Annotated in this window: 23 protein-coding genes and 1 pseudogene; 13 read left to right on the top strand and 11 right to left on the bottom strand. The window is 61.1% G+C overall.

The features are described from left to right. Positions 1 to 116 precede the first annotated feature (116 nt). The 4 genes from F7R20_RS26690 to F7R20_RS26670 all read right to left on the bottom strand — a co-directional run bounded on the left by F7R20_RS26690 (position 117) and on the right by F7R20_RS26670 (position 4,094). Positions 117 to 968 (bottom strand): shikimate dehydrogenase, encoded by an 852-nt coding sequence (locus F7R20_RS26690; RefSeq protein ID WP_013694252.1) that lies wholly within the window; start codon positions 966 to 968, stop codon positions 117 to 119. 5 nt (positions 969 to 973) lie between these two features. Continuing rightward, a complete protein-coding gene (aroQ, locus tag F7R20_RS26685) occupies positions 974 to 1,414 on the bottom strand; it encodes a type II 3-dehydroquinate dehydratase (RefSeq protein ID WP_003205806.1) in 441 nt (146 codons plus the stop codon). 308 nt (positions 1,415 to 1,722) lie between these two features. After that, positions 1,723 to 2,802, bottom strand: a complete 1,080-nt coding sequence (trmA, locus tag F7R20_RS26675; RefSeq protein WP_003205805.1) for a tRNA (uridine(54)-C5)-methyltransferase TrmA — start codon at positions 2,800 to 2,802, stop codon at positions 1,723 to 1,725. Next, positions 2,799 to 4,094, bottom strand: coding sequence for an NCS2 family permease (locus F7R20_RS26670; RefSeq protein ID WP_003205804.1), 1,296 nt, complete (start codon positions 4,092 to 4,094; stop codon positions 2,799 to 2,801). Before F7R20_RS26670 ends, trmA begins: the two co-directional genes overlap by 4 nt. A gap of 204 nt (positions 4,095 to 4,298) precedes the next feature. Here F7R20_RS26670 and F7R20_RS26665 point away from each other — a divergent pair, with 204 nt between their 5' ends. After that, the gene (locus F7R20_RS26665; RefSeq protein ID WP_003205802.1) at positions 4,299 to 4,754 is read left to right on the top strand and encodes a DUF4879 domain-containing protein; all 456 of its coding nucleotides are present in this window, start codon (positions 4,299 to 4,301) and stop codon (positions 4,752 to 4,754) included. 139 nt (positions 4,755 to 4,893) lie between these two features. After that, on the top strand, positions 4,894 to 5,460 hold the full coding sequence (locus F7R20_RS26660) for a DJ-1 family glyoxalase III (protein ID WP_003205801.1): 567 nt from the start codon (positions 4,894 to 4,896) through the stop codon (positions 5,458 to 5,460). A gap of 6 nt (positions 5,461 to 5,466) precedes the next feature. On the opposite strand, the gene F7R20_RS26655 is transcribed toward F7R20_RS26660, so the two are convergent. Beyond that, positions 5,467 to 5,754: a HigA family addiction module antitoxin gene (locus F7R20_RS26655; protein ID WP_003205799.1), complete on the bottom strand. Its 288-nt coding sequence runs from the start codon at positions 5,752 to 5,754 to the stop codon at positions 5,467 to 5,469. Positions 5,755 to 5,769: 15 nt separating this feature from the next. After that, positions 5,770 to 6,047 (bottom strand): annotated as a pseudogene (locus F7R20_RS26650) (type II toxin-antitoxin system RelE/ParE family toxin). Positions 6,048 to 6,239: 192 nt separating this feature from the next. Between F7R20_RS26650 and F7R20_RS26645 the strand changes: the two are divergent. The 3 genes from F7R20_RS26645 to F7R20_RS26635 are packed head-to-tail and all read left to right on the top strand — an operon-like array spanning position 6,240 to position 9,963. Next, complete coding sequence (locus tag F7R20_RS26645; RefSeq protein WP_003205795.1) at positions 6,240 to 6,764, top strand: (2Fe-2S)-binding protein; 525 nt, start codon at positions 6,240 to 6,242, stop codon at positions 6,762 to 6,764. Further along, positions 6,761 to 7,762, top strand: a complete 1,002-nt coding sequence (locus F7R20_RS26640) for an FAD binding domain-containing protein (RefSeq protein WP_003205794.1) — start codon at positions 6,761 to 6,763, stop codon at positions 7,760 to 7,762. Before F7R20_RS26645 ends, F7R20_RS26640 begins: the two co-directional genes overlap by 4 nt. After that, positions 7,762 to 9,963 (top strand): xanthine dehydrogenase family protein molybdopterin-binding subunit, encoded by a 2,202-nt coding sequence (locus F7R20_RS26635; protein ID WP_003205792.1) that lies wholly within the window; start codon positions 7,762 to 7,764, stop codon positions 9,961 to 9,963. Before F7R20_RS26640 ends, F7R20_RS26635 begins: the two co-directional genes overlap by 1 nt. A gap of 46 nt (positions 9,964 to 10,009) precedes the next feature. Here F7R20_RS26635 and F7R20_RS26630 read toward each other — a convergent pair whose 3' ends face one another. Then, positions 10,010 to 11,248 (bottom strand): MFS transporter, encoded by a 1,239-nt coding sequence (locus F7R20_RS26630; RefSeq protein ID WP_003205791.1) that lies wholly within the window; start codon positions 11,246 to 11,248, stop codon positions 10,010 to 10,012. A 484-nt stretch (positions 11,249 to 11,732) separates the two neighbouring features. Between F7R20_RS26630 and F7R20_RS26620 the strand changes: the two genes are divergently transcribed. Genes F7R20_RS26620 through F7R20_RS26610 form a run of 3 tightly spaced genes read left to right on the top strand, consistent with a single transcriptional unit; the run spans position 11,733 to position 14,356 of the window. Next, positions 11,733 to 13,169 carry a cytochrome ubiquinol oxidase subunit I gene (locus F7R20_RS26620; protein ID WP_003205789.1) on the top strand — a complete coding sequence of 479 codons (1,437 nt, stop codon included), beginning with the start codon at positions 11,733 to 11,735 and terminating at the stop codon, positions 13,167 to 13,169. Positions 13,170 to 13,172: 3 nt separating this feature from the next. Next, on the top strand, positions 13,173 to 14,180 hold the full coding sequence (cydB, locus tag F7R20_RS26615; protein WP_003205787.1) for a cytochrome d ubiquinol oxidase subunit II: 1,008 nt from the start codon (positions 13,173 to 13,175) through the stop codon (positions 14,178 to 14,180). An 11-nt stretch (positions 14,181 to 14,191) separates the two neighbouring features. Beyond that, positions 14,192 to 14,356 carry a DUF2474 domain-containing protein gene (locus tag F7R20_RS26610; protein WP_003205785.1) on the top strand — a complete coding sequence of 55 codons (165 nt, stop codon included), beginning with the start codon at positions 14,192 to 14,194 and terminating at the stop codon, positions 14,354 to 14,356. Between the two features lie 40 nt (positions 14,357 to 14,396). On the opposite strand, the gene F7R20_RS26605 is transcribed toward F7R20_RS26610, so the two are convergent. Beyond that, positions 14,397 to 15,536, bottom strand: a complete 1,140-nt coding sequence (locus F7R20_RS26605) for a methyltransferase (RefSeq protein ID WP_003205783.1) — start codon at positions 15,534 to 15,536, stop codon at positions 14,397 to 14,399. 182 nt (positions 15,537 to 15,718) lie between these two features. Further along, positions 15,719 to 16,432 carry an autoinducer binding domain-containing protein gene (locus F7R20_RS26600; RefSeq protein ID WP_003205782.1) on the bottom strand — a complete coding sequence of 238 codons (714 nt, stop codon included), beginning with the start codon at positions 16,430 to 16,432 and terminating at the stop codon, positions 15,719 to 15,721. Positions 16,433 to 16,725: 293 nt separating this feature from the next. Between F7R20_RS26600 and F7R20_RS26595 the strand changes: the two genes are divergently transcribed. Beyond that, positions 16,726 to 17,502, top strand: a complete 777-nt coding sequence (locus F7R20_RS26595) for a ferredoxin--NADP reductase (RefSeq protein WP_003205780.1) — start codon at positions 16,726 to 16,728, stop codon at positions 17,500 to 17,502. 56 nt (positions 17,503 to 17,558) lie between these two features. Here the strand turns inward: F7R20_RS26595 and mscL are convergent, their stop codons facing one another. Continuing rightward, a complete protein-coding gene (gene mscL, locus F7R20_RS26590) occupies positions 17,559 to 17,972 on the bottom strand; it encodes a large-conductance mechanosensitive channel protein MscL (RefSeq protein ID WP_003205779.1) in 414 nt (137 codons plus the stop codon). A 282-nt stretch (positions 17,973 to 18,254) separates the two neighbouring features. On the opposite strand from mscL, the gene katB reads away from it, so the two are divergent. The 3 genes from katB to radA all read left to right on the top strand — a co-directional run bounded on the left by katB (position 18,255) and on the right by radA (position 21,907). Further along, a complete protein-coding gene (gene katB, locus F7R20_RS26585) occupies positions 18,255 to 19,796 on the top strand; it encodes a catalase KatB (RefSeq protein WP_003205777.1) in 1,542 nt (513 codons plus the stop codon). 152 nt (positions 19,797 to 19,948) lie between these two features. Continuing rightward, a complete protein-coding gene (locus F7R20_RS26580) occupies positions 19,949 to 20,497 on the top strand; it encodes an ankyrin repeat domain-containing protein (RefSeq protein ID WP_003205776.1) in 549 nt (182 codons plus the stop codon). A gap of 42 nt (positions 20,498 to 20,539) precedes the next feature. Continuing rightward, positions 20,540 to 21,907, top strand: a complete 1,368-nt coding sequence (radA, locus tag F7R20_RS26575; protein ID WP_003185644.1) for a DNA repair protein RadA — start codon at positions 20,540 to 20,542, stop codon at positions 21,905 to 21,907. Positions 21,908 to 22,043: 136 nt separating this feature from the next. Here the strand turns inward: radA and F7R20_RS26570 are convergent, their stop codons facing one another. Beyond that, positions 22,044 to 22,400 (bottom strand): PilZ domain-containing protein, encoded by a 357-nt coding sequence (locus F7R20_RS26570; protein WP_003205774.1) that lies wholly within the window; start codon positions 22,398 to 22,400, stop codon positions 22,044 to 22,046. 157 nt (positions 22,401 to 22,557) lie between these two features. Between F7R20_RS26570 and F7R20_RS26565 the strand changes: the two genes are divergently transcribed. Further along, positions 22,558 to 22,858: carbon starvation CstA family protein (locus tag F7R20_RS26565; protein ID WP_282961123.1), on the top strand; the 301-nt coding region annotated here is incomplete at its 3' end.

Raw genomic sequence — 22,858 nt, 5'->3', positions numbered from 1 at the left:
CGACCCCTTGTGGGAGCGAGCTTGCTCGCGATAGCGGTCGATCAGCCAGCATCGATTGCGACTGACACACCGCCATCGCGAGCAAGCTCGCTCCCACAAGGGCTTATCACCAGGCTTTAGTGATTCATGCTTTGGAAATGCGCGAGCATCCGCTGCGCATCTGGTGCCACGCCGCTGAACAGTTCGAACGCCTTCACCGCCTGGAACACGGCCATGTTGCCGCCATCCAGTGTGCGGCAGCCGACCGCGCGGGCGTTGCGCAGCAGTTCGGTTTCCAGTGGGAAATAGACGATTTCCGCGACCCACAAAGTGCCGCGCAACAGCTCGACCGGCACCGGCATGCCCGGTAGTTTTGCCATGCCCATGGGCGTGGTGTTCACCAGGCCATCGGCCTCGGCCATGGCGGTGGGCAGGTCATGCCCGGCGCGGGCGCGGCCAGCGCCGAAGTGTTGATTCAAGTTGTTGGCCAGCGCCTCGGCACGGCTGACCTCGACGTCAAAAATGCTCAGGGTTTCTACGCCTTCCATCAACAGCGCGTGGGCCACCGCCGCGCCAGCGCCACCGGCGCCCATCTGGACCACGCGCTTGCGCGCCACATCCCCCAGGCCGCGACGAAAACCTTCGGCGAACCCGAGGCAGTCGGTGTTGTGGCCGATGCGCTTGCCGTCCTTGAGCACCACGGTATTGACCGCGCCGATACCACGGGCCTCGGGTGACAACTCATCGAGTAGCGGGATGATCGCCTGCTTGCAGGGGAAGGTGATGTTCAGGCCGGTGAAGTCCATGCGCTCGGCGGCCACCAGTAGATCGGCCAGGGCGCCGCTGTCGAGTTTCAGCGCATCGAGGTCGATCAGCCGATAGAGGTAACGCATGCCTTGGGCATCGCCCTCATGTTCATGCAGCGCAGGCGTGCGAGAGGCTTGGATGCCCGCGCCGATCAGGCCGGCCAGCACAGTGATATTCGACATGCTCATCAACCCTTCAACCGCTGACTGAAATGTTCAAGGGCCAGGCGATAACCATGGCTGCCAAACCCGCACATCACGCCAATGGCGACGGATGAGACGAAGGAGTGATGACGGAAGGTTTCACGGGCGTGGACGTTGGACAGGTGGACTTCGATGACCGGTACTTCGCTGGCCACCAGGGCATCGCGGATCGCCACGGAGGTGTGGGTCCAGGCCGCCGGGTTGATGACGATACCGGCGCATCGGCCACGGGCGCCGTGAATCCAGTCCAGCAGCTCACCTTCCTGGTTGGTCTGGCGAAACTCCACCGCCAGGCCGAACTCTTCAGCGGCGCGGCCGCACAGTGCCGAGATGTCAGCCAGGGTTTCATGGCCATAGGTCGCCGGCTCGCGGGTGCCGAGCAGGTTCAGGTTCGGGCCGTTGAGCACCAGAACGATCGGAGGCATCGCAATTTCTCCACATTTTTATTGTTGGTGTCGGCCAGGTTTCAGCCGCTGGAGATAAATTGTACTAGATGGTTAATTTGGTCAAATAAAGCAGCCGACATCGGCCAATAAGTGTTCGATGATCGAACATGGCCTTTGCCAAGAGAGGAGGGAGGGCTCTTGTGGCGAGGGCATTTATTTGTGGGAGCAAGGCTTGCCCGCGATACAGGCGATGCGGTCTTTCAGAAATTGAGTCGCCTGTATCGCGGGCAAGCCTTGCTCCCACAGAGCTTTGCCTAGTCCAGCCCGGTGGGAGATCGCCCCAGCGTTTAGCGCCGAGTCAACAACACCCCGGACTCCATGTGATGGGTCCAGGGAAATTGATCGAACAACGCACAGCGCGTGATGCGGTGGGTGTCGTTCAGTTGCGCGATATTCGCGGCGAGGGTGTCAGGGTTGCAGGAGATGTACAGGATGTTGTCGAAGCGTCGGGTCAGCTCGCAGGTGTCCGGGTCCATGCCGGCGCGAGGCGGGTCGACGAAGACGCTGCCGAATTCGTAGCTTTTCAGGTCGATGCCATGCAGACGACGGAACGGCCGGACTTCGTTCAGGGCTTCGGTCAGTTCTTCGGCCGACAGGCGCACCAACGTGACGTTATCCACCGCGTTTTCGCTGAGGTTGCTCAGCGCGGCGTTCACCGAGGTCTTGCTGATCTCGGTGGCCAGCACTTTGCGCACGCGGGTGGCCAGGGGCAGGGTGAAGTTGCCGTTGCCGCAGTACAACTCCAGCAGATCGTCGCTGCGATCGCCCAGCGCGTCATAAGCCCAGTTGAGCATCTTCTGGTTCACCGTGCCGTTGGGCTGGGTGAAGGCGCCTTCGGGCTGGCGATAGCTGAAGGTACGACCGCCCACTTCGAGTTTCTCCACCACGTAGTCATGGCCGATCACTTCGCGCTTGCCCTTGGAGCGGCCAATGATGCTCACGCCCAGGTCCGCCGCCAGCTTCGAGGCGGCAGCGTGCCAGTGCTCGTCCAGCGGGCGGTGATAACACAGGGTGATCATCGCATCGCCCGCCAGGGTGGTCAGGAACTCCACCTGGAACAGCTTGTGGCTCAGGGGTGCGCTGGCTTGCCAGGCGGCCTTGAGTTGCGGCATCAACTGGTTGATGCGCAGGCTGGCGATGGGAAATTCCTCGATGAGGATCGGTGTGCGCTTGTCGTCCTGGGAGAACATTGCGTAGTGCCGTTCGCCGGCCTCGCGCCACAGACGGAATTCGGCGCGCAGGCGGAAGTTCTTCAGGGGCGAATCGAACACCGCAGGTTCTGGTGCATCGAACGGCGCCAGCAGGTCACGCAAGCGGGTGACCTTGTCCTGGAGCTGAGCGGTGTAGGCCTGGGAATCAAAAGTCATGCGTTGTACCAACCCAACTTGATCACGAACAGGATCGACAGGATGACCAGCGCCGAGTTCAGCTCACGACCACGGCCAGATACCAGTTTGATGGCGGTCCAGGCGATGAAACCGAAAGCGATGCCGTTGGCGATGGAATAGGTGAACGGCATTGCCAGGGCGGTCACCACCACTGGTGCGGCGACGGTGATGTCGTCCCAGTCGATTTCCGCCAGGCCCGAGGTCATCAGTACGGCGACGAACAACAGGGCTGGGGCAGTGGCGAAGGGCGGGACGCTGGCGGCCAGTGGCGAGAAGAACAGCGCCAGCAGGAACAGGATCGCCACGACGACGGCGGTCAGGCCGGTGCGGCCGCCGGCACTGACGCCCGCCGCCGATTCGATGTAGCTGGTGGTGGTGGAGGTGCCCAGCAGCGAACCGGCCATGGCGGCGGTGCTGTCGGCGATCAGCGCACGGCCCATCTTCGGCATGTGGCCGTCCTTGCCCATCAGCCCGGCGCGCTTGGCGACGCCGATCAGGGTGCCGGAGTTGTCGAACAGGTCGACGAACAGGAAGGCGAAGATCACGCTCACCAGGCCGATGTCCAGGGCGCCCTTGATGTCCAGTTGCAGGAAGGTCGGGGCCAGGGACGGCGGCATGGACATCACGCCGCCGAACGGCGTGAAGCCCATCAGGATCGAGACGATGGTGACCGCCAGGATGCCGATCAGTACCGCGCCGCGTACTTTCAAGGCTTCAAGGGCGACGATCAGGACAAAACCGAGGGTCGCGAGGATCGGCGCCGGTTGTTTCAAGTCGCCTAGGCCGACCATGGTCGCCGGGTTTTTCACCACGATGCCGGCGTTATTCAGGGCGATCAGCGCCAGGAACAGGCCGATACCGGCGGCAATGGCCGAGCGCAGCGGCAGCGGGATGCTGTTGATGATCCATTCGCGGATGCGAAAGATCGACAACATGAAGAACAGTACGGCGGAAATGAACACTGCGCCCAGCGCCACTTGCCAGGTGTGGCCCATGTGCAGGACCACGGTGTAGGTAAAGAAGGCATTCAGGCCCATGCCCGGTGCGAGGGCGATCGGGTAGTTGGCGATCAGGCCCATGACCGTGGAGCCAATGGCCGCTGCCAGGCAGGTGGCGACGAATACCGCGCCCTTGTCCATGCCTGTTTCGCCGAGGATGCTTGGGTTGACGAACAGAATGTAGGCCATGGCCAGGAACGTTGTGACGCCCGCCAGGATCTCGGTCCGCACGTTGGTGTTATGTGCCTTGAGTTGAAACAGCCTTTCCAGCATGTCTGCTCCCCGTGGCGCGCCCGGCGCCGTGAATGTATCGACCTCAACAGCAAAGCACAGGTCGCCAGCGGCGCCCGGGAATTTTCTGTGGGTCGGAAAAAGCCGCGCATCATACCAGCAGCGTAGCGTTGTGGCTGCGATCGTCGTCGATGTTTTGCCAACGCGCCAAGTGGGCCATACTGCGCGCGGTTCCGGGAGGTCTCTATGTATTGCATGAATAAAAAGCTGCTGGCGGCGGTGGGTTGCATGCTGGGTTGGTGGTTGTCCGGCCAGGCCGCCAATGCCGCGTCGGCACCGCCCTTGAGCGAGGTCAAGGTGCTCAAGGTCGAGTCGCCGGCCTGTGGTTTCGAGGACATCGTCCCGGGGCAGGCGCAGACGCGTTGCGATCACAGCGGCCCGAATATCAAGGTCTACGTGCTGGAGGTCGGTTATGGCCGCCAGCCCCATGTCACCCTGGACGGCTTTGAAGTCGACGGCACCCGCTCGCCCGTGTGTGCGTACAGTAATGGCAACCTTAACGACTGTTCCGTGCGAACCAAAGTCGTCGGCTATGTGTACATCTTCGACCTGAAGGGCAAGCAAGAGGGCACCTTCAGCTTCAGCAACATCTCGATCAACGCACCGGGCAACCGGATGTCGACCCAGCTGTATATCAAGTAGCCCGCCAACCTGTGTAGGAGCTGTCGAGCGAAGCGAGGCTGCGATCTTTCCCTCTGACGCTTGAATTTCAAGCGCCTATCAAAAGATCGCAGCCTTCGGCAGCTCCTACACTACAAGCATCACCCAGCGGAGAGCGCCCATGATTCCTGGAACCAAGATCCCCCGAGCCCTGATAGCCGTCGCCGAGGGTGTCGACGACTTGCAGACGGTCACCCTGATCGATGTGTTGCGTCGAGCGCAGATCGAAACCGTGGTGGCGAGCATCGAAGGGCGGCGGATGCTCACTTGCGCCCGCGGCACGCGCCTGACGGCCGATGGCATGCTGGTGGACGTGCTCGTGCAGGATTTCGACCTGATCGTCCTGCCGGGCGGCATCATCGGCGCCCAACACCTGGCGGCCCATCAGCCGCTGCAACAACTGATCAAGGGCCAGGCCGCCACCGGACGGTTTTTCGCCGCCATCGCCGAAGCCCCGGCCCTGGCGCTACAGGCATTCGGCGTCCTGCGCCAGCGACGCATGACCTGCCTGCCCGCCGTGAGCCAGCAACTGTCCGGTTGCAGCTTCGTCGATCAACCCGTGGTGGTGGATGGCAACTGCATCACGGCCCAGGGTTCAGCCGCCGCCCTGGCGTTTGCCTTGACGCTGGTGGAACAACTCAGTGGCAAGGGCGTGAGGAGTGTGGTGGCGGCGGAGTTGTTGGCCTGACAGGCATCAAGCGTGTTGTGGGAACGGTTCAATCACAGGCTGCACGCGCTGCTCGGCTTGCCACAAATCGTAATCGGTCTGGACGCCCAGCCAGACCCTGGCCTTGCCGATCCCGGCACGCTCCAGACGCACGGCCAGATCAGGGCTGATGGGCGCATGACCATGCAGGACCCGGGAAAAATGAGGCCGGGCGAAACCCAGGTGTCGCGCCAGTTCGGTGACCGTGATGCCCAGTTCGGGCAGCACGTCCAACCGCAAGGTTTCGCCAGGGTGTGGCGGATTGTGCATGGGCATGTTCCAGCCTCCTGATCAGTGGTAGTCCAGATAATCGACCAGTTCGATATCGGACCCGATGAAACGAAAAATAACCCGCCAGTTTCCCGAAACCTCAAGCGACCAGTATCCATCCAGCTCACCCTTGAGCGGATGCAATCGCCATCCGGGGATATCTAAGTCGTTGGCGACCTGAGCCCTGTCCAGGAACTGGAGCATGCGGGCCAGGCGTTTCCCGTGGTCCGCCCGGATACCACGGGTCGACCCCGTCTCATAAAAGAGCCTGAGGCTTTGTGCTGAAAAGATTTAATCATGGAATGGAGTGTAAGGCGATACATTACACTCGGGGCGGTACATATATACCGCACAGCCCCGTTAAAACCGTGCCTCTTGCGTTACCACGGCATCGCAAATTGCCTTGAACGCTCCACCCCACCCTGAAGTCGTACCCCTTATGACGGCGGTTTCCCAAAACGCCGCGAGTACGACCAACCGTGAGGTGTTCCATGAGCGCGACCCTGTCCGAAGCGACGCCGGTGTCCTTCGTCCGTCATCCGATCCGCCTGACACTCAATGGCCAGGTGCGTGAGTTGCAAGTGCTGGCCTGGACCACGTTGCTGGACCTGCTGCGTGAGCAACTGGACCTGGTGGGCAGCAAGAAAGGCTGCGACCACGGCCAGTGCGGCGCCTGTACGGTGCTGCGCGATGGCAAGCGGATCAATGCCTGCCTGACCCTGGCGGTGATGTGCGACGGCGCCGAATTGACCACTATCGAAGGCCTGGCCGGTGATGACGCATTGCATCCCATGCAGCAGGCTTTCATCACCCATGACGCGTTCCAGTGTGGTTACTGCACGCCGGGGCAGATCTGTTCAGCGGTGGGGCTGGCCAACGAGGGCAGGGCGCAGACCCGCGCGCAAATCAGTGAACTGATGAGCGGCAACCTGTGCCGCTGCGGGGCCTATACCCACATTTGCGATGCCATCGAAGAGGCGTTGCCGCTCTGCCGGCAACCGGGAGGTGATCAATGAATCCCTTCCAGTACAGCAAGCCCGATACCGTGCAGGCGGCCGTCGATTTGTCGAGCCCGGTTTCCCGCTTCATCGCCGGTGGCACCAACCTGCTGGACCTGATGAAAGAGAACCTGACCCGCCCCGAGCACCTGATCGACATTACCGGGCTGCCCCTGGCGGACCTCAGTGAAACGCCGTCCGGCGGGGTGATGATCGGGGCATTGGTGAGCAATGCCGACCTGGCCTGGCACCCGTGGATCGAGCGCCGCTATCCGCTGCTGGCCCAGGCCATCCTGGCGGGCGCCTCACCGCAACTGCGCAACATGGCCAGTACCGGCGGCAACCTGCTGCAACGCACACGCTGCTATTACTTCTATGACGCGAGCGTACCGTGCAACAAACGCCGGCCCGGCAGCGGTTGCCCGGCCCGGAACGGTTTGAACCGGATCCATGCGATTTTCGGTGCCAGCGATCAATGTGTCGCCACCCATCCCTCCGACATGTGCGTGGCCTTGGCCGCTCTGGAGGCGGTGGTCCATGTCCTGGGTCGGGGCGGTGCGCGGACCATCGAATTCGCCGACTTCCATCGCCTGCCCGGCGATGCCCCGGAGCGCGATAACCAATTGGCCGACGATGAGCTGATCACCGCCATCGAGTTGCCTGCCGCCGGTTTTGCCGAGCATAGCCACTACTTGAAGATCCGTGACCGCGCCTCCTACGCGTTTGCGCTGGTCTCGGTGGCGGCGGCGCTGGAACTGGATGGGCCGGTGATTCGCCAGGCGCGCCTGGCCCTCGGTGGCGTGGCGCACAAACCGTGGCGCGACCGGGCCGTGGAGAGCTGGCTGGTCGGACAGACCGTCAGTCGCGAAGCCTTTGCCGTCGCCGCCGATGCACTGCTGCAAGACGCCGAGCCGTTGGAACACAACGGTTTCAAGATCCGATTGGCGCGCCGGGCAATTATCCGCGCCTTGAGCGATGCCGCGTTGGGTCGCGCACCGCAGGGAGGACAAGCCTGATGAACGCTCCGAGCAAATCCATAGGGCAACCACTCGACCGGGTCGATGGCCTGCTCAAGGTGACGGGCCAGGCCCGTTATGCCGGTGAATACCCCGAGGACGGCTTGCTGCACGGCAGCGTCGTGTCCGGTACGGTCGCCCGTGGTCGCGTGCTGCGCATCGATGCTTCCCGCGCCCTGGCGCTACCCGGCGTGGTCGCGGTGATCGACCACACCAACCGGCCGAGGATCGCCAGCTACGACGAACCCTACCAGGATGCCGATGCGGCGGACGGCTCGCCGTTCCGGCCGCTGTACAACGACCAGGTCCTCTACAGCGGCCAGCCCCTGGCCTTGGTGGTGGCGGAAAATCTCGAGTTGGCCCGGTATGCCGGTTCGCTGATAGACATCGAATACGCGACTGAGGAGCATCAGACCGATCTGATAATCCTGCAAAACGACGCCCATCCAGCGCCGGCTGAATTACCCAAGCCCCGTGGGAATTTTCAGGGCGAGTACACCAGCTCCGCGCTCAGCGTGGATGTGTCCTACAGCACGCCGATTGAACACCACAACCCCATGGAGCCACACGCCTCCACCGTGCTGTATCAGCCTGATGGCAGCCTGCACATCCACGACAAGACCCAAGGCACGCAAAACGGCCAGGCCTATGTGCAAAAAGTCTTCGGGCTCGAGAAAGAGCAAGTGCGAGTGTTTGCCGCGTTTGTCGGCGGCGCCTTCGGTTCCGGGCTGCGTCCGCAATATCAACTGCCGTTGGCCGTGATGGCGGCACTGGCCCTCAAGCGTTCCGTGCGGGTCAGCCTGACGCGCCAGCAGATGTTTACCTTTGGCTATCGGCCGCGAACTCTCCAGCGCGTGCAACTGGGGGCGGCGGCCAACGGTCGCTTGCTCGCCGTGGCGCACAGCGCCGTCGGCCAGACCTCGCGCTTCGAGGATTTCACCGAGCATGTGGTGGAGTGGAGCGGCATGCTCTATCACTGCGACAACGTCGAGTTGACTTACAAACTGGTACCACTGGACGTCTACACGCCTTTGGACATGCGCGCACCCGGTGCGGCCCTCGGCTTGATTGGCCTGGAGTGCGCCATGGATGAACTGGCCTGTGCCCTGGCGATCGATCCGGTCCAATTGCGGTTGATCAACTACGCCGAGCGCAACGAGAACGAAGGCAAGCCGTATTCCAGCAAGGAACTGCGTGAGTGCTATGCCCAAGGCGCCCGTCGTTTCGGCTGGGACAAGCGCAACCCGGAACCGCGCAGCATGCGTGAAGGCCGGCAACTGGTGGGCTGGGGCATGGCCGGTGGTGTGTGGGAGGCCATGCAGCAGAAGGCCAGCGCCCAGGCGTCGCTGGATACCAATGGCAAGTTGACCGTCAGCAGCGCCACCACTGACATCGGCACCGGGACCTACACGGTCATGACCCAGATCGCCGCCGAGGCGTCAGGCGTTTCCCTTGAGGACATCACGTTTGTCCTGGGGGATTCATCGCTGCCCACCGCGCCGCTGCAGGGCGGCTCGTTCACCGTATCGTCGGTAGGCACCGCTGTGCAGCAGGCCTGTGAAGCACTGAAGGAAAAACTCCTGGCCGTGGCCCGCCAGGCGTGTCCGGCCTTCAGCGGCGCGACCCTTGAGCAAGTGACGTTTGTCGATGGTCAGCTGCGACTGGGCGAAGCGAGCGTTGCGCTCGCGGAGCTGGCGCAGAAAAGCGGCGAGACGCCGTTGCAGGCCCAGGTCACTGCCGAGCCGGATGCAAAACGCCAGGCCTACGCCACGGCCACTCACTCGGCGGTGTTCGTCGAAGTGCTGGTGGACGAAGACCTGGGGACGGTGAAGGTCAATCGCGTGGTCAGCGCCATCGCCGCTGGCCGGGTCGTGAACCCGAAAACCGCCCGCAGCCAGATTCTTGGTGGCGTGGTGTGGGGCGTCGGCATGGCCTTGCATGAAGAAACCCTGACGGACCACGCCCTGGGGCGCCACATGAACCACAACCTGGCCGAGTATCACCTGCCGGTCAACGCCGACATCGGCGACATTGAGGTGATTTTCGTCGAGGAACAGGACGAGATCGTCAATGCGCTCGGGTCCAAGGGCGTGGGTGAAATCGGTATCGTCGGGGTGGCAGCGGCGGTGGCCAATGCGATTTACCATGCCACCGGCAAGCGGGTGCGGGACTTTCCCATCACCCTCGACAAGTTAATCTAGTGGCCTGTGTGGCTAATTCGCGCACTCAAATTAACCGTACAGGCCACTAGGCTTTTGCTTCTTCCACCAGTTCGTGCATCCGGTCACGGTTGGCCAGGGTCGGGAACAGTTTGATCCAGGCCCCGGTCACCAGCAGCGTGCCGACGCCGCCCATGACCACCGCCGGCACGGTGCCGAACCAGTGGGCGGTGAGGCCGGACTCGAACTCGCCCAACTGGTTCGAGGCGCCGATGAACAACCCGTTCACCGCGCTGACCCGGCCGCGCATTTCATCCGGTGTTTCCAGTTGTACGAAGGAGGCGCGGATCACCATGCTGATCATGTCCGCCGCGCCCAGCACTACCAGCACCGCCAGGGAAAACCAGAACGAGGTGGAGAGGCCGAATGCAATGGTGGCGACGCCGAACACGCCCACCGCTGTGAACATCACCCGGCCGACTTTGCGCTCCACGGCAAACCGCGCCAGCCACAGCGACATCAGCAAGGCCCCGACCGCCGGTGCCGACCGCAACAGGCCCAGGCCCCAGGGACCGGTGAGCAGGATGTCCTTGGCAAACACCGGCAGCAGCGCCGTCGCGCCGCCGAGCAACACCGCGAACAGGTCCAGGGAGATCGCCCCGAGAATGTCCGGGCGACTGCGAATGAAGCGAATCCCGGCCAGCAACGAATCCAGCGTCGCCTTGCCTTTGTTCAGCGGTGTCTGTCGGGCGGGCAGGTTGAGCATCAGGCCGCACGCGATGAGGTAAAGCAGTACCGTCGGCCCGTAGACCCAGACACTGCCAAAGGCGTAGAGCAAGCCGCCGAGTGCCGGGGCGACGATGGTGGCCGACTGCTGGGCCGATTGCGCGGCGGCCACGGCACGGGGAAACAGCGCAGCCGGCACGATGCTCGGCAGCAGCGCCTGGGTGGTCGGCATTTCGAAGGAGCGGGCGGCGCCCAGCAGGAAGGCGAGGATGAAGATCATCTCCCGCGTGACGTTGTCAGTGGCGCTGCCGATCACCAGCGCCAGGGCAATCATGGCCTGCATTGACTGGCAGATGGCCGCCACCTTGCGGCGGTCATAGCGGTCGGCCACATGCCCGGTGTGGAGCATGAACAGCACGCGCGGGGCAAACTCCACCAACCCCACCAGGCCGAGGTCCAGGACGTTGCCGGTCAGTTGATAGAGGTTCCAGCCGATAGCCACGGTGAGCATCTGGAAGCCGCTGGCGGTGAATATCCGGGCCAGCCAGAAGGCTATGAAAGGACGATGGTGACGGAGCAGCAGCGGCGCTTGGCTGGGCATCTATGACGGGTCCGGTGATGAAGGCATCGAGATTATCACCGAGCTGTAACTGGAAGTTGCGGTGGCGGAAAAAATAGTTAGCCAAGCATCGATCTTCCACATCGCACCTTTTTTTGTGGCGAGGGGATTTATCTGTGGGAGCAAGGCTTGCCCGCGATGGACGCGACTCGATTTCTGAAAGACCGCATCGCCTTCATCGCGGGCAAGCCTTGCTCCCACATATCCCCTCGCCTCAGTCAGCACTGAGACAACCTGTCACGCGACAAACGACCACGCCGTTCATCGACGAGAATGCGGCTACTCTTTGATCATTGCTTGATCCAGATCAATACCTTTCGGGGTGTTGGGCTGGCGGCCATCCGGCCAGAGTCCTGCGTTGTGACGGTTATAAAAAGAACGATTCGAAAAGCATTGCACTCCATATCCCTGGGGATTGTGATGCAGGCCCCGCCCGCAGCCGGTTTTACCTGACAGAGGAAGACTTATGTTCGGTTTGGAGGCGCTTGATCTCGCCCGAATCCAGTTCGCGTTCACCATCTCGTTCCACATCCTGTTCCCGGCCATCACCATTGGCCTGGCGAGTTACCTGGCGGTACTCGAAGGCTTGTGGCTCAAGACCCGCGATGACACCTACCGCGACCTGTACCACTTCTGGTCGAAGATCTTTGCCGTCAACTTCGGCATGGGGGTGGTGTCCGGGTTGGTCATGGCCTATCAGTTCGGGACCAACTGGAGCCGTTTCTCGGACTTCGCCGGTGCGGTGACCGGGCCGTTGCTGACCTACGAGGTGCTCACGGCGTTTTTCCTCGAGGCGGGTTTCCTGGGCGTGATGCTGTTCGGCTGGAATCGCGTTGGCCGCGGCCTGCATTTCTTTTCCACGGTCATGGTGGCGATCGGCACCCTGATCTCGACCTTCTGGATCCTGTCCTCCAACAGCTGGATGCAAACCCCCCAGGGTTACGAAATCATCGACGGCCGGGTGATCCCGGTGGACTGGCTGGCGGTGGTGTTCAACCCCTCGTTCCCTTATCGATTGCTGCACATGTCCACCGCAGCGTTTGTCGCCACGGCGTTCTTCGTCGGCTCGTCGGCGGCCTGGCATTTGCTGCGCGGCCGCGATAACCCGGCCATCCGCCGGATGCTGTCGATGGCGATGTGGATGGCCTTGCTGGTAGCGCCGATACAAGCGGTCATCGGCGACTTCCATGGCCTGAACACCCTCAAGCATCAACCGGCGAAAATCGCCGCCATCGAAGGCCACTGGGAAAACGTCGGCAATGAACCGACCCCGCTGATCCTGTTCGGTCTGCCAGACATGAAGGCGGAAAAGACCAAATACGCCGTGGAAATTCCTTACCTGGGCAGCCTGATCCTGACCCACAGCCTGGACAAGCAGGTGCCGGCCCTCAAGGAGTTCCCGCCGGAGGACCGACCGAACTCGACCATCGTGTTCTGGTCGTTCCGGGTCATGGTCGGCCTTGGGTTGCTGATGATTTTCACCGGCCTGTGCAGCCTGTGGCTGCGCCGTAACGATCGGATCTATCAGTCCCGGCCGTTCCTCTACATGGTGCTGTGGATGGGGCCGTCCGGCCTGGTCGCGATCCTGGCCGGCTGGTTTACCACGGAGATCGGCCGCCAGCCGTGGGTGGTCTATGGCTTGATGCGCACGGCCGATGCGTCGTCCGGCCACAGCTTCGCCCAGATGAGCATCACCCTGGTGTTGTTCGTCGTGGTGTATTTCGCGCTGTTCGGCGCCGGCCTGAGCTACATGATGCGTCTGGTGCGCAAGGGGCCGGAGGCCCACGAAGCCGAGCCGAGCGATGGTGGCCCGGGCCAGAAACGTACGCCGGCCCGGCCATTGTCGGCCGCCGATGACGGCGACGACATGGACCATAACGAACGCTCGAACAAGGGGAATTGAATCATGGGTATTGATCTTCCGCTGATCTGGGCCGTGGTCATCATCTTCGGCATCATGATGTACGTGGTCATGGACGGCTTCGACCTGGGGATCGGCATTCTCTTCCCCTTCGTCAAGGGCGAGCGCGACCGCGACGTGATGATGAACACCGTGGCACCGGTCTGGGACGGTAACGAAACCTGGCTGGTGCTGGGCGGTGCCGGGCTGTTCGGGGCGTTTCCGCTGGCTTATTCGGTGGTGCTTTCGGCGCTGTACCTGCCATTGATCCTGATGCTCATCGGCTTGATCTTCCGCGGCGTGGCCTTCGAGTTCCGCTTCAAGGCCAAGGCTGAGAAGCGCCACCTCTGGGACAAGGCATTCATTGGCGGTTCGCTGACGGCCACCTTCTTCCAGGGTGTGGCGCTGGGGGCGTTCATCGACGGCTTCGAGGTGGTCAATCGCCAGTTCGCCGGTGGCTCCCTGGACTGGTTCACGCCATTCACGATGTTCTGTGGCCTGGCGTTGATCGCGGCCTACGCGTTGCTCGGCTGCACCTGGTTGATCATGAAGACCGAGGGCAAGCTGCAAGAGCAGATGCATGACCTGGCCCGGCCGCTGGCGTTCGTGGTGCTGGCGGTGATCGGCATTGTCAGCATCTGGACACCGCTGGCCCATGCAGACATCGCGGCCCGCTGGTTCACCTTGCCGAACCTGTTCTGGTTTCTGCCGGTGCCGATCCTGGTGCTGGTGACCATGTACGGATTGTTCCGCGCCGTGGCGCGCAACGCCAACTACACGCCCTTCATCCTGACTCTGGTGCTGATCTTCCTCGGCTACAGCGGCTTGGGCATCAGCCTGTGGCCGAACATCGTGCCGCCGTCCATCTCGATCTGGGACGCCTCGTCACCGCCCCAGAGCCAGGGCTTCATGTTGGTCGGCACGCTGTTCATCATTCCGTTGATCCTGGTGTACACCTTCTGGAGCTACTACGTGTTCCGCGGCAAGGTGACCCATGACGACGGCTACCATTGAGGGCGTCGAGCATGGCCAAACCTGACTTGAAAGACATCGAGGCCGCCGAACGCAAGCCACTCTGGCAGCGGCTCGGCTGGCTGGCGCTGATCTGGGCCGGCAGTGTGCTGGCGCTGTTCATTGTTGCCAGCCTGATGCGGATGTTCATGAATGCCGCAGGGCTGACCACCCACTGATTTCTCTGTGGGGGCAAGCTTTGCTCCCACAGGGGACGATTTATTTGCGGGCTTTGAGGATCACGAATTTCGGCGTGGCGGCCACTTGCTCGACACCGCGGAACAACCGCGCCAATTTGCTGTGGTAACCCAGGTGCCGGTTGCCGACGATGTACAGCGCGCCGCCCACCACCAGCGCTTCGCGAGCCTGCTGGAACATCCGCCAGGCGAGGAAATCGCCCACCACTTGCTGCTGGTGGAAGGGCGGATTGCACAGCACCACGTCCAGTGACTGCGCCTCTTGTCCGGCCAGGCCATCACCGGCCCGCAGGGTCACTTCGCGTTCGCCCAGGGCCGCACGCCAATTCTCGGCGGCCGATTGCACGGCCATATACGACTCGTCCACCAGGGTGTAGTGGGCCTCGGGGTTTTGCAGGGCACTGGCGATGGCCAGCACGCCGTTGCCGCACCCCAGGTCCGCGACCCGTGCCGTCCCGAGGTTTTTCGGCAGATGTGGCAGGAACGCGCGGGTGCCGATGTCCAGGCCTTCGCGGCAGAACACATTGGCGTGGTTGAGCAGCTCGATCTTCGGCTCGTCCAGCCAGTAACGCGTGGGGTAGGGCGATACGATCGGCGCACTGCCTTGTGAAGAGCCAGGTTGTGGCGTGGCAATCAACAGCCGGGCTTTTTTCACCGCCAGGGAGGCTTGCACCGGGCCGATATACCGCTCCAGCAAATCGCCAGCGGCCCGGGGCAGGTGCTTGATCATGGCCCCGGCAATCACTTGGGCGCCTGGCGCTAGTTGGCCTTGCAGGCGAATCAGCTGTTCCTCCAGCAAGGCCAGGGTTTTCGGTACTTTGACCAGGACGCGATCGAACGGGCCGGTCAGCGGCTCGCTGGCAGGTAGCGTCGGCACCGCATCGAAGGAGCGGCCGTTGCGCACCAGGTTTTTCTCCAGCGCCTGCAATGCCAGGAAGGAGTCACCGCTGCTGGTCACCAGGACGTTGCCCGCCAGGCTGGCGGCCAGGGCGCCGAAGCTGTCATTGAGCACCAGGACCCGAGTCTGCGCGCTCGGCTGTTGTTCGGCCAGGTACGCGAGCAGGTATTCATCGGCCGCATCGAAGGCTTGCAGCGGTTCGTTCTGCTGTTCGGGTTGGCGGATCAGGTCGAGTTGGGCGAAGGAGCTGTCGAGCAGGGGCATGGCTGGGGACTCTGGAGATCAACGAATGTCCCGCTGCCTGGAGATAGGTGTCTGTGCGGGACCGCCTGAATGAACTGCGTCGCGTGCAAGAAGCGGCATCATCCAAGTGGAACCGTAAATGGTACGTTTTTTTGTTGCACATTACTCGCGGGTTTTTCAGCCCGGCGCTGTCACTCCACTGTTCAGATCACATGGATCTGGGCGGCTTTTGCCACCGCTGAAATTTTATTGCTGACGTTCAGTTTTCGCATGCAACTGCACACATGGAAATTCACGGTCCGTTCGGAAAGACAGAGAATCCTGCCCACTTCCGACGCCGTCTTGCCTTCGGCAGACCACCTCAACACTTCGATCTCTCTGGGTGACAGGTGGCATTTGGGCTGGATTGCGAGGGCGTCAGACAATTTTTTGCTGGCGAGTGCATGCAGCCTTTGACTGGCGAAGATGGCATAGCCGAGATTTGCATAGTGCTCCTCGATATCGATGGGACAGTGGCTCCGTGCGAGGCTGAACAGGCTGCAATGTGCGCCCTGTTCATCATGAACGGACTGGGTCCAGCCATACTTGAGTCCTTGTCGATTAAGTTCTCGCCATAACTTGGGGGCATGAGCAAAGACAGTCTCGTCCCACAAGATGGGGAGTGATGATTGATTGCAATGTGCTACTAATGGGTCGTTCGACGCATAGCCATTTTGTTCATAAAGTCTGTCCCATCCATAAGGGTAGTTATTCAGGTTCACCTTGCTGGTGTGTTTGTCGGGGCTTCCTAGATAGGCTGCAAATGCGCAATATTCAAATCCCTGATTATTAAAGAAATTCAGGACCAGACGATAGGCCGTTTGCAGGTCCTTTTCGCAGGATAGCTTCCTCAATAACAAGTCTTTCCACTTGTCCATCGCTCTCTCCTGGGTTTGATTCGTTCATGCGGATCCAATCCATGATGCGGAATTTGAGTGTAGGACTATTCTTAATTTGTAGTGAGTTTTTTTTAGTTTGCTTACATTTTGCGATGTTTAAGGAACTAAACTTTTTAGTTAACTATTTTTACAGTTCTGTGAGGTTTGTATAAGTTAGGTAAAAGATTTTGTTGGTCAGACGTTGTTTGTGGCTAAAGTGCCATTACTCGTCATCGGTGGTGAAGACGCTCGCTTTGCGGGACACTGCAAGTCTCGTCCCATTGGAGTGGCTCATGACCGACAGCGCAGAGAAGTTCAGCCGCCAAACCCTGCTCGATGTCCAGCCGTTGACGCCTCATTTGTTTACTTTGCGCACGACCCGGGATCGCGGTTTTCGTTTTCGGGCGGGTCAGTTTGCCCGGCTGGGGGTCGTCAAGGCGGACGGGACCGCCGTCTGGCGGGCGTACTCCATGGTGTCTTCGCCGTTCGACGAGTTCCTCGAGTTCTTTTCCATCGTGGTTCCCGATGGCGAGTTCACCAGTGAGCTTAGCCGCCTGCGACCGGGTGACGAACTGTTGGTGGATCGCCAGGCTTTCGGCTATCTGACGCTGGATCGCTTTGTCGATGGTCGGGATTTGTGGCTGTTGTCCACCGGGACGGGGGTGGCGCCGTTTCTTTCTATCCTCCAGGATTTTGAGGCCTGGGAAAAATTCGAGCGGATCATCCTGGTGTACAGCGTGCGCGAGGCGCAGGAGCTGGCGTATCAGGCGCTGATCAAGGAGCTGCCCCAGCGCGACTACCTGGCCGAGTACGCTCATAAGTTTCATTTCATTGCGACCGTCACCCGTGAGCAGCATCCGGGGGCGCTCAGTGGGCGGATCACCACGCTGATCGAAAATGGCGAGCTGGAGCGGGCGGCCGGCGTAGCGCTGACGCCGGAGCATTCGCGAGTGATGCTGTGCGGCAATCCGCAAATGATCGATGACACGCGCAAGCTGCTCAAGGCCAGGGGGCTGCAACTGAGCCTGACCCGTCGGCCGGGGCAGGTGGCGGTGGAAAACTACTGGTAGGACTGTGGCGAGGGGATGAATCCCCTCGCCACAAGAGGCGTCAGTGACTGACTGCCTCAGGGCCGCTCGTTCTGGGCCTTGAGTAGATCGCGAATCTCACTCAGCAGCAGTTCTTCCTTGGTCGGAACAGGAGGCGCGCTGGGGGCTACGGCTTCTTCGCGCTTGAGGCGGTTGATCGCCTTGACGCCCATGAAAATGGCGAACGCCACGATGATGAAGTCGATGGTGCTCTGGATGAATTTACCGTAGGCCAGTACCACGGCAGGCGCATCACCCTGGGCGGCCTTGAGGGTGATGGCCAGGTCACTGAAGTCCACTCCACCAATCAGCAGGCCGATGGGAGGCATGACCACGTCGCCAACGAATGACGAAACGATTTTGCCGAAAGCGGCACCGATGATGATCCCGACGGCCATGTCGACGACATTGCCTTTGACCGCGAAGGCCTTGAACTCGCTTAGCACGCCCATGAGCTATTCCTTGTAACAAATGAAAGATGAGTGGCAGTGTAAATCAGCCCAACGAGTCCTGCTCGAAACGCCTGCTTACAAAGCTTCAGTTATCGACCTGGCCTTGGGTGAAAAGTTTTCAAAGTGCCATCAATCGCGCGTGATACGCGGTTTCGGCCGGGCGCCCCACAACGTTTTTTCTATCGATGCGGTACGGCATTTCTATTTAGGTTTTCCTTTTTCGAGCACTAGCCTCTGGATGGCGCACATGGATGCGCTCTATAACATCAGAGGAACACGCCTATGAACACTTCCCTTGGCCACGGGGCTTATTCCCATCGCCGCGCTTTTTTTGTGCTGACCGCGAGCCTTTTGTCCTTGTCTGTCAACGCGGCCACCCTGACCCGGGACAATGGTGCGGCTGTCGGCGACAACCAGAACTCGCAAACGGCAGGCCCCAATGGCCCGACCTTGTTGCAAGACGTGCAGTTGATCCAGAAGCTCCAGCGCTTTGACCGTGAACGCATCCCCGAGCGCGTGGTGCATGCACGTGGGACCGGCGCCCACGGCACCTTCACGGTTTCCGACGATCTCAGCGACCTGACCAAGGCCAAAGTCTTTGCCGCAGGCCAGGTCACACCAGTGTTCGTGCGTTTTTCTGCCGTGGTGCACGGCAATCATTCGCCGGAAACCCTGCGCGACCCCCGTGGTTTCGCCACGAAGTTCTACACCGCCGACGGTAATTGGGACTTGGTGGGTAACAACTTCCCGACCTTCTTCATCCGCGATGCCATCAAGTTTCCGGACATGGTCCACGCCTTCAAACCCGACCCGCGGACCAACCTGGACGATGATTCACGCCGCTTCGATTTCTTCTCCCATGTTCCAGAATCGACCCGCACCCTGACCGAGTTGTATTCCAACTCCGGGACACCGGCCAGTTACCGTGAGATGGACGGTAACGGTGTACATGCCTACAAACTGGTTAACGCCAAGGGTGAAGTTCATTACGTGAAGTTTCATTGGAAAAGTTTGCAGGGGCTGAAAAATCTCGATCCGAAAGAAGTTGTGAAAGTTCAAGGCCAAGATTACAGCCATATGACAAATGATCTGGTGAATCATATTAATAAGGGCGACTTCCCGAAATGGGACTTGTACATCCAGGTGCTGAATCCACAGGACCTTGCCAAGTTTGACTTCGACCCACTGGACGCGACCAAGATCTGGCCGGGTGTGCCTGAGCGAAAAGTCGGGCAAATGGTCTTGAACCGCAATCCGGCGAATGTTTTCCAGGAAACCGAGCAGGTCGCCATGGCACCGGCCAATCTTGTACCGGGTATCGAACCTTCCGAGGATCGTTTGCTTCAGGGGCGAGTATTTTCCTACGCTGACACGCAGATGTACCGCCTGGGTGCCAATGTCCTGCAACTGCCGATCAACGCCCCCAAGGTGGCGGTGAACAACGGTAACCAGGACGGTGCGATGAATCCAGGCAGCACCAGCACCGGCGTGAACTATCAGCCGAGTCGCCTGACGCCGCGTGAAGAACCGCAAGCGGCACGCTACAGCCAGACCGCGCTGAGCGGCAGCACCCAGCAGGCGAAGATCCAGCGCGAGCAGAACTTCAAGCAGGCCGGTGATTTGTATCGTTCGTTCAGCAAGAAAGAGCGTGATGACCTGATCGACAGCTTCGGCGGCTCTTTGGCGACCACCGATGACGAGAGCAAGCACATCATCCTGTCGTTCCTCTACAAGGCTGACCCTGAGTACGGTACTGGCGTGGCCCGTGTCGCCAAAGGTGACTTGGCCCGGGTCAAGGCCCTGGCGGAAAAACTGACTGACTGATCCACAGCCAGGCAGGTGTATGACCTGTGGGAGCAAAGCTTGCTCGCGATACAGGCGCTGGGGTCTGAAACCAGACTGAGTCGTCTGCATCGCGGGCAAGCCGTGCTCCCACAACCATGCCCCCACAGTCATCTGCCAGAGGAGACGTCATGATGCGCAGATTTCTTTTATTGATGCTTGCGACCTGGTCACTGGGCGTACTGGCCGATCAGCCAATACCCACCGAACCGGCCGCCGTACAAGAACAGTTGCAAAACTACTACTTCGACGCCGCTCGCCGCGGCGATGTGCCGATGCTCGAGACTTTTATCGAGGCCGGTTACTCGCTCAATACCCAGGATGAAAAGGGCTACACCGCACTGATTTTGGCGGCTTATCACGGCCACGGCCCGGCGGTGGAGCGGCTGCTGGCCGCTGGCGCCGATGCCTGTGCCCAGGACAAACGCGGTAACACGGCGCTGATGGGCGCCATTTTCAAGGGCGAAGTGCAGATCGCCCGTCGTTTGCTGTCCACCGATTGCAGCCCGGACCAACGCAACGGCGCCGGGCAGACCGCGGCGATGTATGCCGGCCTGTTCAAACGGGATGAATTGCTCGATGCCTTGAAGGCCAAGGGCGCCGATCTGCAGGCCCAGGACCCGTTGGGCAACACTGCGGTGGATCTGGCGAGGGGTGAAATCAGAATGCCGGCCCCGCGTTGACCTCCGCGTGGGCTATCATCGCGGTTTTTACCCGGAGTTCAGATGGCCAAGGCAAAGCGCATGTACGGCTGCACCGAGTGCGGCTCGACCTTTCCCAAATGGGCCGGCCAGTGCAGCGAATGCGGGGCCTGGAACACCCTGACTGAAACCATGGTGGAAAGCGGCGGCGCGGCGGCACCCACCGGTCGCACGGGCTGGGCCGGTCAGCAGGCGCAGATCAAGACCCTGGCCGAAGTCAGTGTCGAAGAAATCCCGCGTTTCTCCACCGCATCCGGTGAACTGGACCGCGTGCTGGGCGGCGGCCTGGTGGACGGTTCGGTGGTGCTGATCGGCGGCGATCCGGGCATCGGCAAATCCACCATCTTGTTGCAAACCTTGTGCAACCTCGCCACCCGCATGCCGGCGCTGTACGTCACTGGCGAAGAATCCCAGCAGCAGGTCGCCATGCGCGCCCGGCGCCTGGGCTTGCCCCAGGACCAGTTGCGGGTCATGACCGAAACCTGCATCGAGACCATCATCGCCACGGCGCGCCTGGAAAAACCCAAGGTGATGGTGATCGACTCGATCCAGACGATTTTCACCGAACAACTGCAATCGGCCCCGGGCGGCGTGTCCCAGGTGCGCGAAAGCGCGGCGTTGCTGGTGCGCTACGCCAAGCAGAGCGGCACGGCGATTTTCCTGGTGGGCCACGTCACCAAGGAAGGCGCACTGGCGGGGCCGCGGGTGTTGGAGCACATGGTCGATACCGTGTTGTATTTCGAAGGCGAATCCGATGGGCGCCTGCGTTTGCTGCGGGCGGTGAAGAACCGCTTTGGCGCTGTCAACGAACTGGGTGTGTTCGGCATGACCGATAGAGGCTTGAAAGAAGTCTCAAACCCTTCGGCGATCTTTCTGACGCGTGCCCAGGAAGAAGTCCCCGGTAGCGTGGTCATGGCAACGTGGGAAGGCACTCGGCCGATGCTGGTCGAAGTGCAAGCGCTGGTGGACGACAGCCACCTGGCGAACCCGCGCCGGGTCACCCTGGGCCTGGATCAGAATCGGTTGGCCATGTTGTTGGCGGTGTTGCATCGACACGGCGGGATTCCGACTCACGACCAGGACGTGTTCCTCAACGTCGTGGGTGGGGTCAAGGTGCTGGAAACCGCGTCCGACCTGGCGTTGATGGCGGCGGTCATGTCCAGCCTGCGCAACCGGCCGCTGCCCCACGACCTGTTGGTATTCGGCGAAGTCGGGCTGTCGGGCGAAGTGCGGCCGGTGCCCAGTGGCCAGGAGCGGCTCAAGGAGGCGGCCAAGCACGGCTTCAAGCGCGCCATCGTGCCCAAGGGCAACGCGCCGAAGGAAGCCCCGCCGGGGTTGCAGATCATTGCCGTGACACGCCTGGAACAGGCGTTGGATGCGTTGTTCGAATAACCCTGGCAATTGCGCAAGGACTGTATGTGGGAGCAAAGCTTGCTCGCGATGCAGGCGACTCGATTTTGAAGGACCGCATCGCAGCCATCGCGGGCAAGCCTTGCTCCCACATGGATTCCCTCGCCAAGGGGGTAGCTCAGATCTGGATCAACGCCGCCAACTCCCGCTCCAACTCGTCATGGTCGCCCACGTTCAGCTCTACCAGCCGGCGTAGGTGTGCGATGGAGTCCAGGTCAATGTGCTCGCAGGCGAAGCCCAGGTGACCATGGTCATCATGGGCCAAACGAACTTCCATTTTGATCTCGGCATCAGGGCTCAAATGAATATCGGCCATGAAGGGGCGCTCGATATCGCCAAGCCAGGGTTCGGGTTTCTTGATCAGCAACCCCTTGAGGGACAGATCCAGCAACTCTACCGGCCAGATGAACGGGCCCTGGCTCAGCTCGGTCCTGGCATTGAAGTCAACTCGTACGAAGCGGCGACGTTCGCTCATTACGCATTCCCTCTGGAGATTCACTGACTATAGACCCAACTGACGGGGCATCGTCACCGTTCGGCTGCTGACAAACGAACGTCGAGTATGGCCTTTGCCCGGGTTAGCGCTAAACTCCAGTGGCTGTCTTTCTTGTCACCCTGGCTGGAATATAAAAATGAAAAACAATAATAGCCTGCTGCGCCATCTACCCTGGCTACTGCTGGCCGTCGTGGGAGCGTGCGCCCTGGGCGTCGTGGCATTGCGTCGAGGCGAGGCGATCAACGCCTTATGGATCGTCGTCGCAGCCGTGGCCATCTACCTGGTCGCCTACCGCTACTACAGCCTCTTTATCGCCAACAACGTGATGCAACTCGATGCGCGCCGGGCTACTCCCGCCGTGCTCAACAACGATGGCCTGGACTACGTCCCGACCAACAAACACATTCTTTTCGGCCACCACTTCGCGGCCATTGCCG

The sequence above is a fragment of the Pseudomonas brassicacearum subsp. brassicacearum genome, from assembly GCF_008801605.1.
GTDB lineage: Bacteria > Pseudomonadota > Gammaproteobacteria > Pseudomonadales > Pseudomonadaceae > Aquipseudomonas > Aquipseudomonas brassicacearum.
The sequence above is the reverse complement of the archived record's forward strand: the minus strand, read 5'-3'. Positions and strand labels throughout refer to the sequence as shown.

Excerpts from the sequence above, each read along its gene's own strand:
- F7R20_RS26690 (WP_013694252.1), bottom strand. The coding sequence starts at position 968 with ATGTCGAATATCACTGTGCTGGCCGGCCTGATCGGCGCGGGCATCCAA.
- aroQ (WP_003205806.1), bottom strand. The coding sequence starts at position 1,414 with ATGCCTCCGATCGTTCTGGTGCTCAACGGCCCGAACCTGAACCTGCTC.
- trmA (WP_003205805.1), bottom strand. The coding sequence starts at position 2,802 with ATGACTTTTGATTCCCAGGCCTACACCGCTCAGCTCCAGGACAAGGTC.
- F7R20_RS26670 (WP_003205804.1), bottom strand. The coding sequence starts at position 4,094 with ATGCTGGAAAGGCTGTTTCAACTCAAGGCACATAACACCAACGTGCGG.
- F7R20_RS26665 (WP_003205802.1), top strand. The coding sequence starts at position 4,299 with ATGTATTGCATGAATAAAAAGCTGCTGGCGGCGGTGGGTTGCATGCTG.
- F7R20_RS26660 (WP_003205801.1), top strand. The coding sequence starts at position 4,894 with ATGATTCCTGGAACCAAGATCCCCCGAGCCCTGATAGCCGTCGCCGAG.
- F7R20_RS26655 (WP_003205799.1), bottom strand. The coding sequence starts at position 5,754 with ATGCCCATGCACAATCCGCCACACCCTGGCGAAACCTTGCGGTTGGAC.
- F7R20_RS26645 (WP_003205795.1), top strand. The coding sequence starts at position 6,240 with ATGAGCGCGACCCTGTCCGAAGCGACGCCGGTGTCCTTCGTCCGTCAT.
- F7R20_RS26640 (WP_003205794.1), top strand. The coding sequence starts at position 6,761 with ATGAATCCCTTCCAGTACAGCAAGCCCGATACCGTGCAGGCGGCCGTC.
- F7R20_RS26635 (WP_003205792.1), top strand. The coding sequence starts at position 7,762 with ATGAACGCTCCGAGCAAATCCATAGGGCAACCACTCGACCGGGTCGAT.
- F7R20_RS26630 (WP_003205791.1), bottom strand. The coding sequence starts at position 11,248 with ATGCCCAGCCAAGCGCCGCTGCTGCTCCGTCACCATCGTCCTTTCATA.
- F7R20_RS26620 (WP_003205789.1), top strand. The coding sequence starts at position 11,733 with ATGTTCGGTTTGGAGGCGCTTGATCTCGCCCGAATCCAGTTCGCGTTC.
- cydB (WP_003205787.1), top strand. The coding sequence starts at position 13,173 with ATGGGTATTGATCTTCCGCTGATCTGGGCCGTGGTCATCATCTTCGGC.
- F7R20_RS26610 (WP_003205785.1), top strand. The coding sequence starts at position 14,192 with ATGGCCAAACCTGACTTGAAAGACATCGAGGCCGCCGAACGCAAGCCA.
- F7R20_RS26605 (WP_003205783.1), bottom strand. The coding sequence starts at position 15,536 with ATGCCCCTGCTCGACAGCTCCTTCGCCCAACTCGACCTGATCCGCCAA.
- F7R20_RS26600 (WP_003205782.1), bottom strand. The coding sequence starts at position 16,432 with ATGGACAAGTGGAAAGACTTGTTATTGAGGAAGCTATCCTGCGAAAAG.
- F7R20_RS26595 (WP_003205780.1), top strand. The coding sequence starts at position 16,726 with ATGACCGACAGCGCAGAGAAGTTCAGCCGCCAAACCCTGCTCGATGTC.
- mscL (WP_003205779.1), bottom strand. The coding sequence starts at position 17,972 with ATGGGCGTGCTAAGCGAGTTCAAGGCCTTCGCGGTCAAAGGCAATGTC.
- katB (WP_003205777.1), top strand. The coding sequence starts at position 18,255 with ATGAACACTTCCCTTGGCCACGGGGCTTATTCCCATCGCCGCGCTTTT.
- F7R20_RS26580 (WP_003205776.1), top strand. The coding sequence starts at position 19,949 with ATGCGCAGATTTCTTTTATTGATGCTTGCGACCTGGTCACTGGGCGTA.
- radA (WP_003185644.1), top strand. The coding sequence starts at position 20,540 with ATGGCCAAGGCAAAGCGCATGTACGGCTGCACCGAGTGCGGCTCGACC.
- F7R20_RS26570 (WP_003205774.1), bottom strand. The coding sequence starts at position 22,400 with ATGAGCGAACGTCGCCGCTTCGTACGAGTTGACTTCAATGCCAGGACC.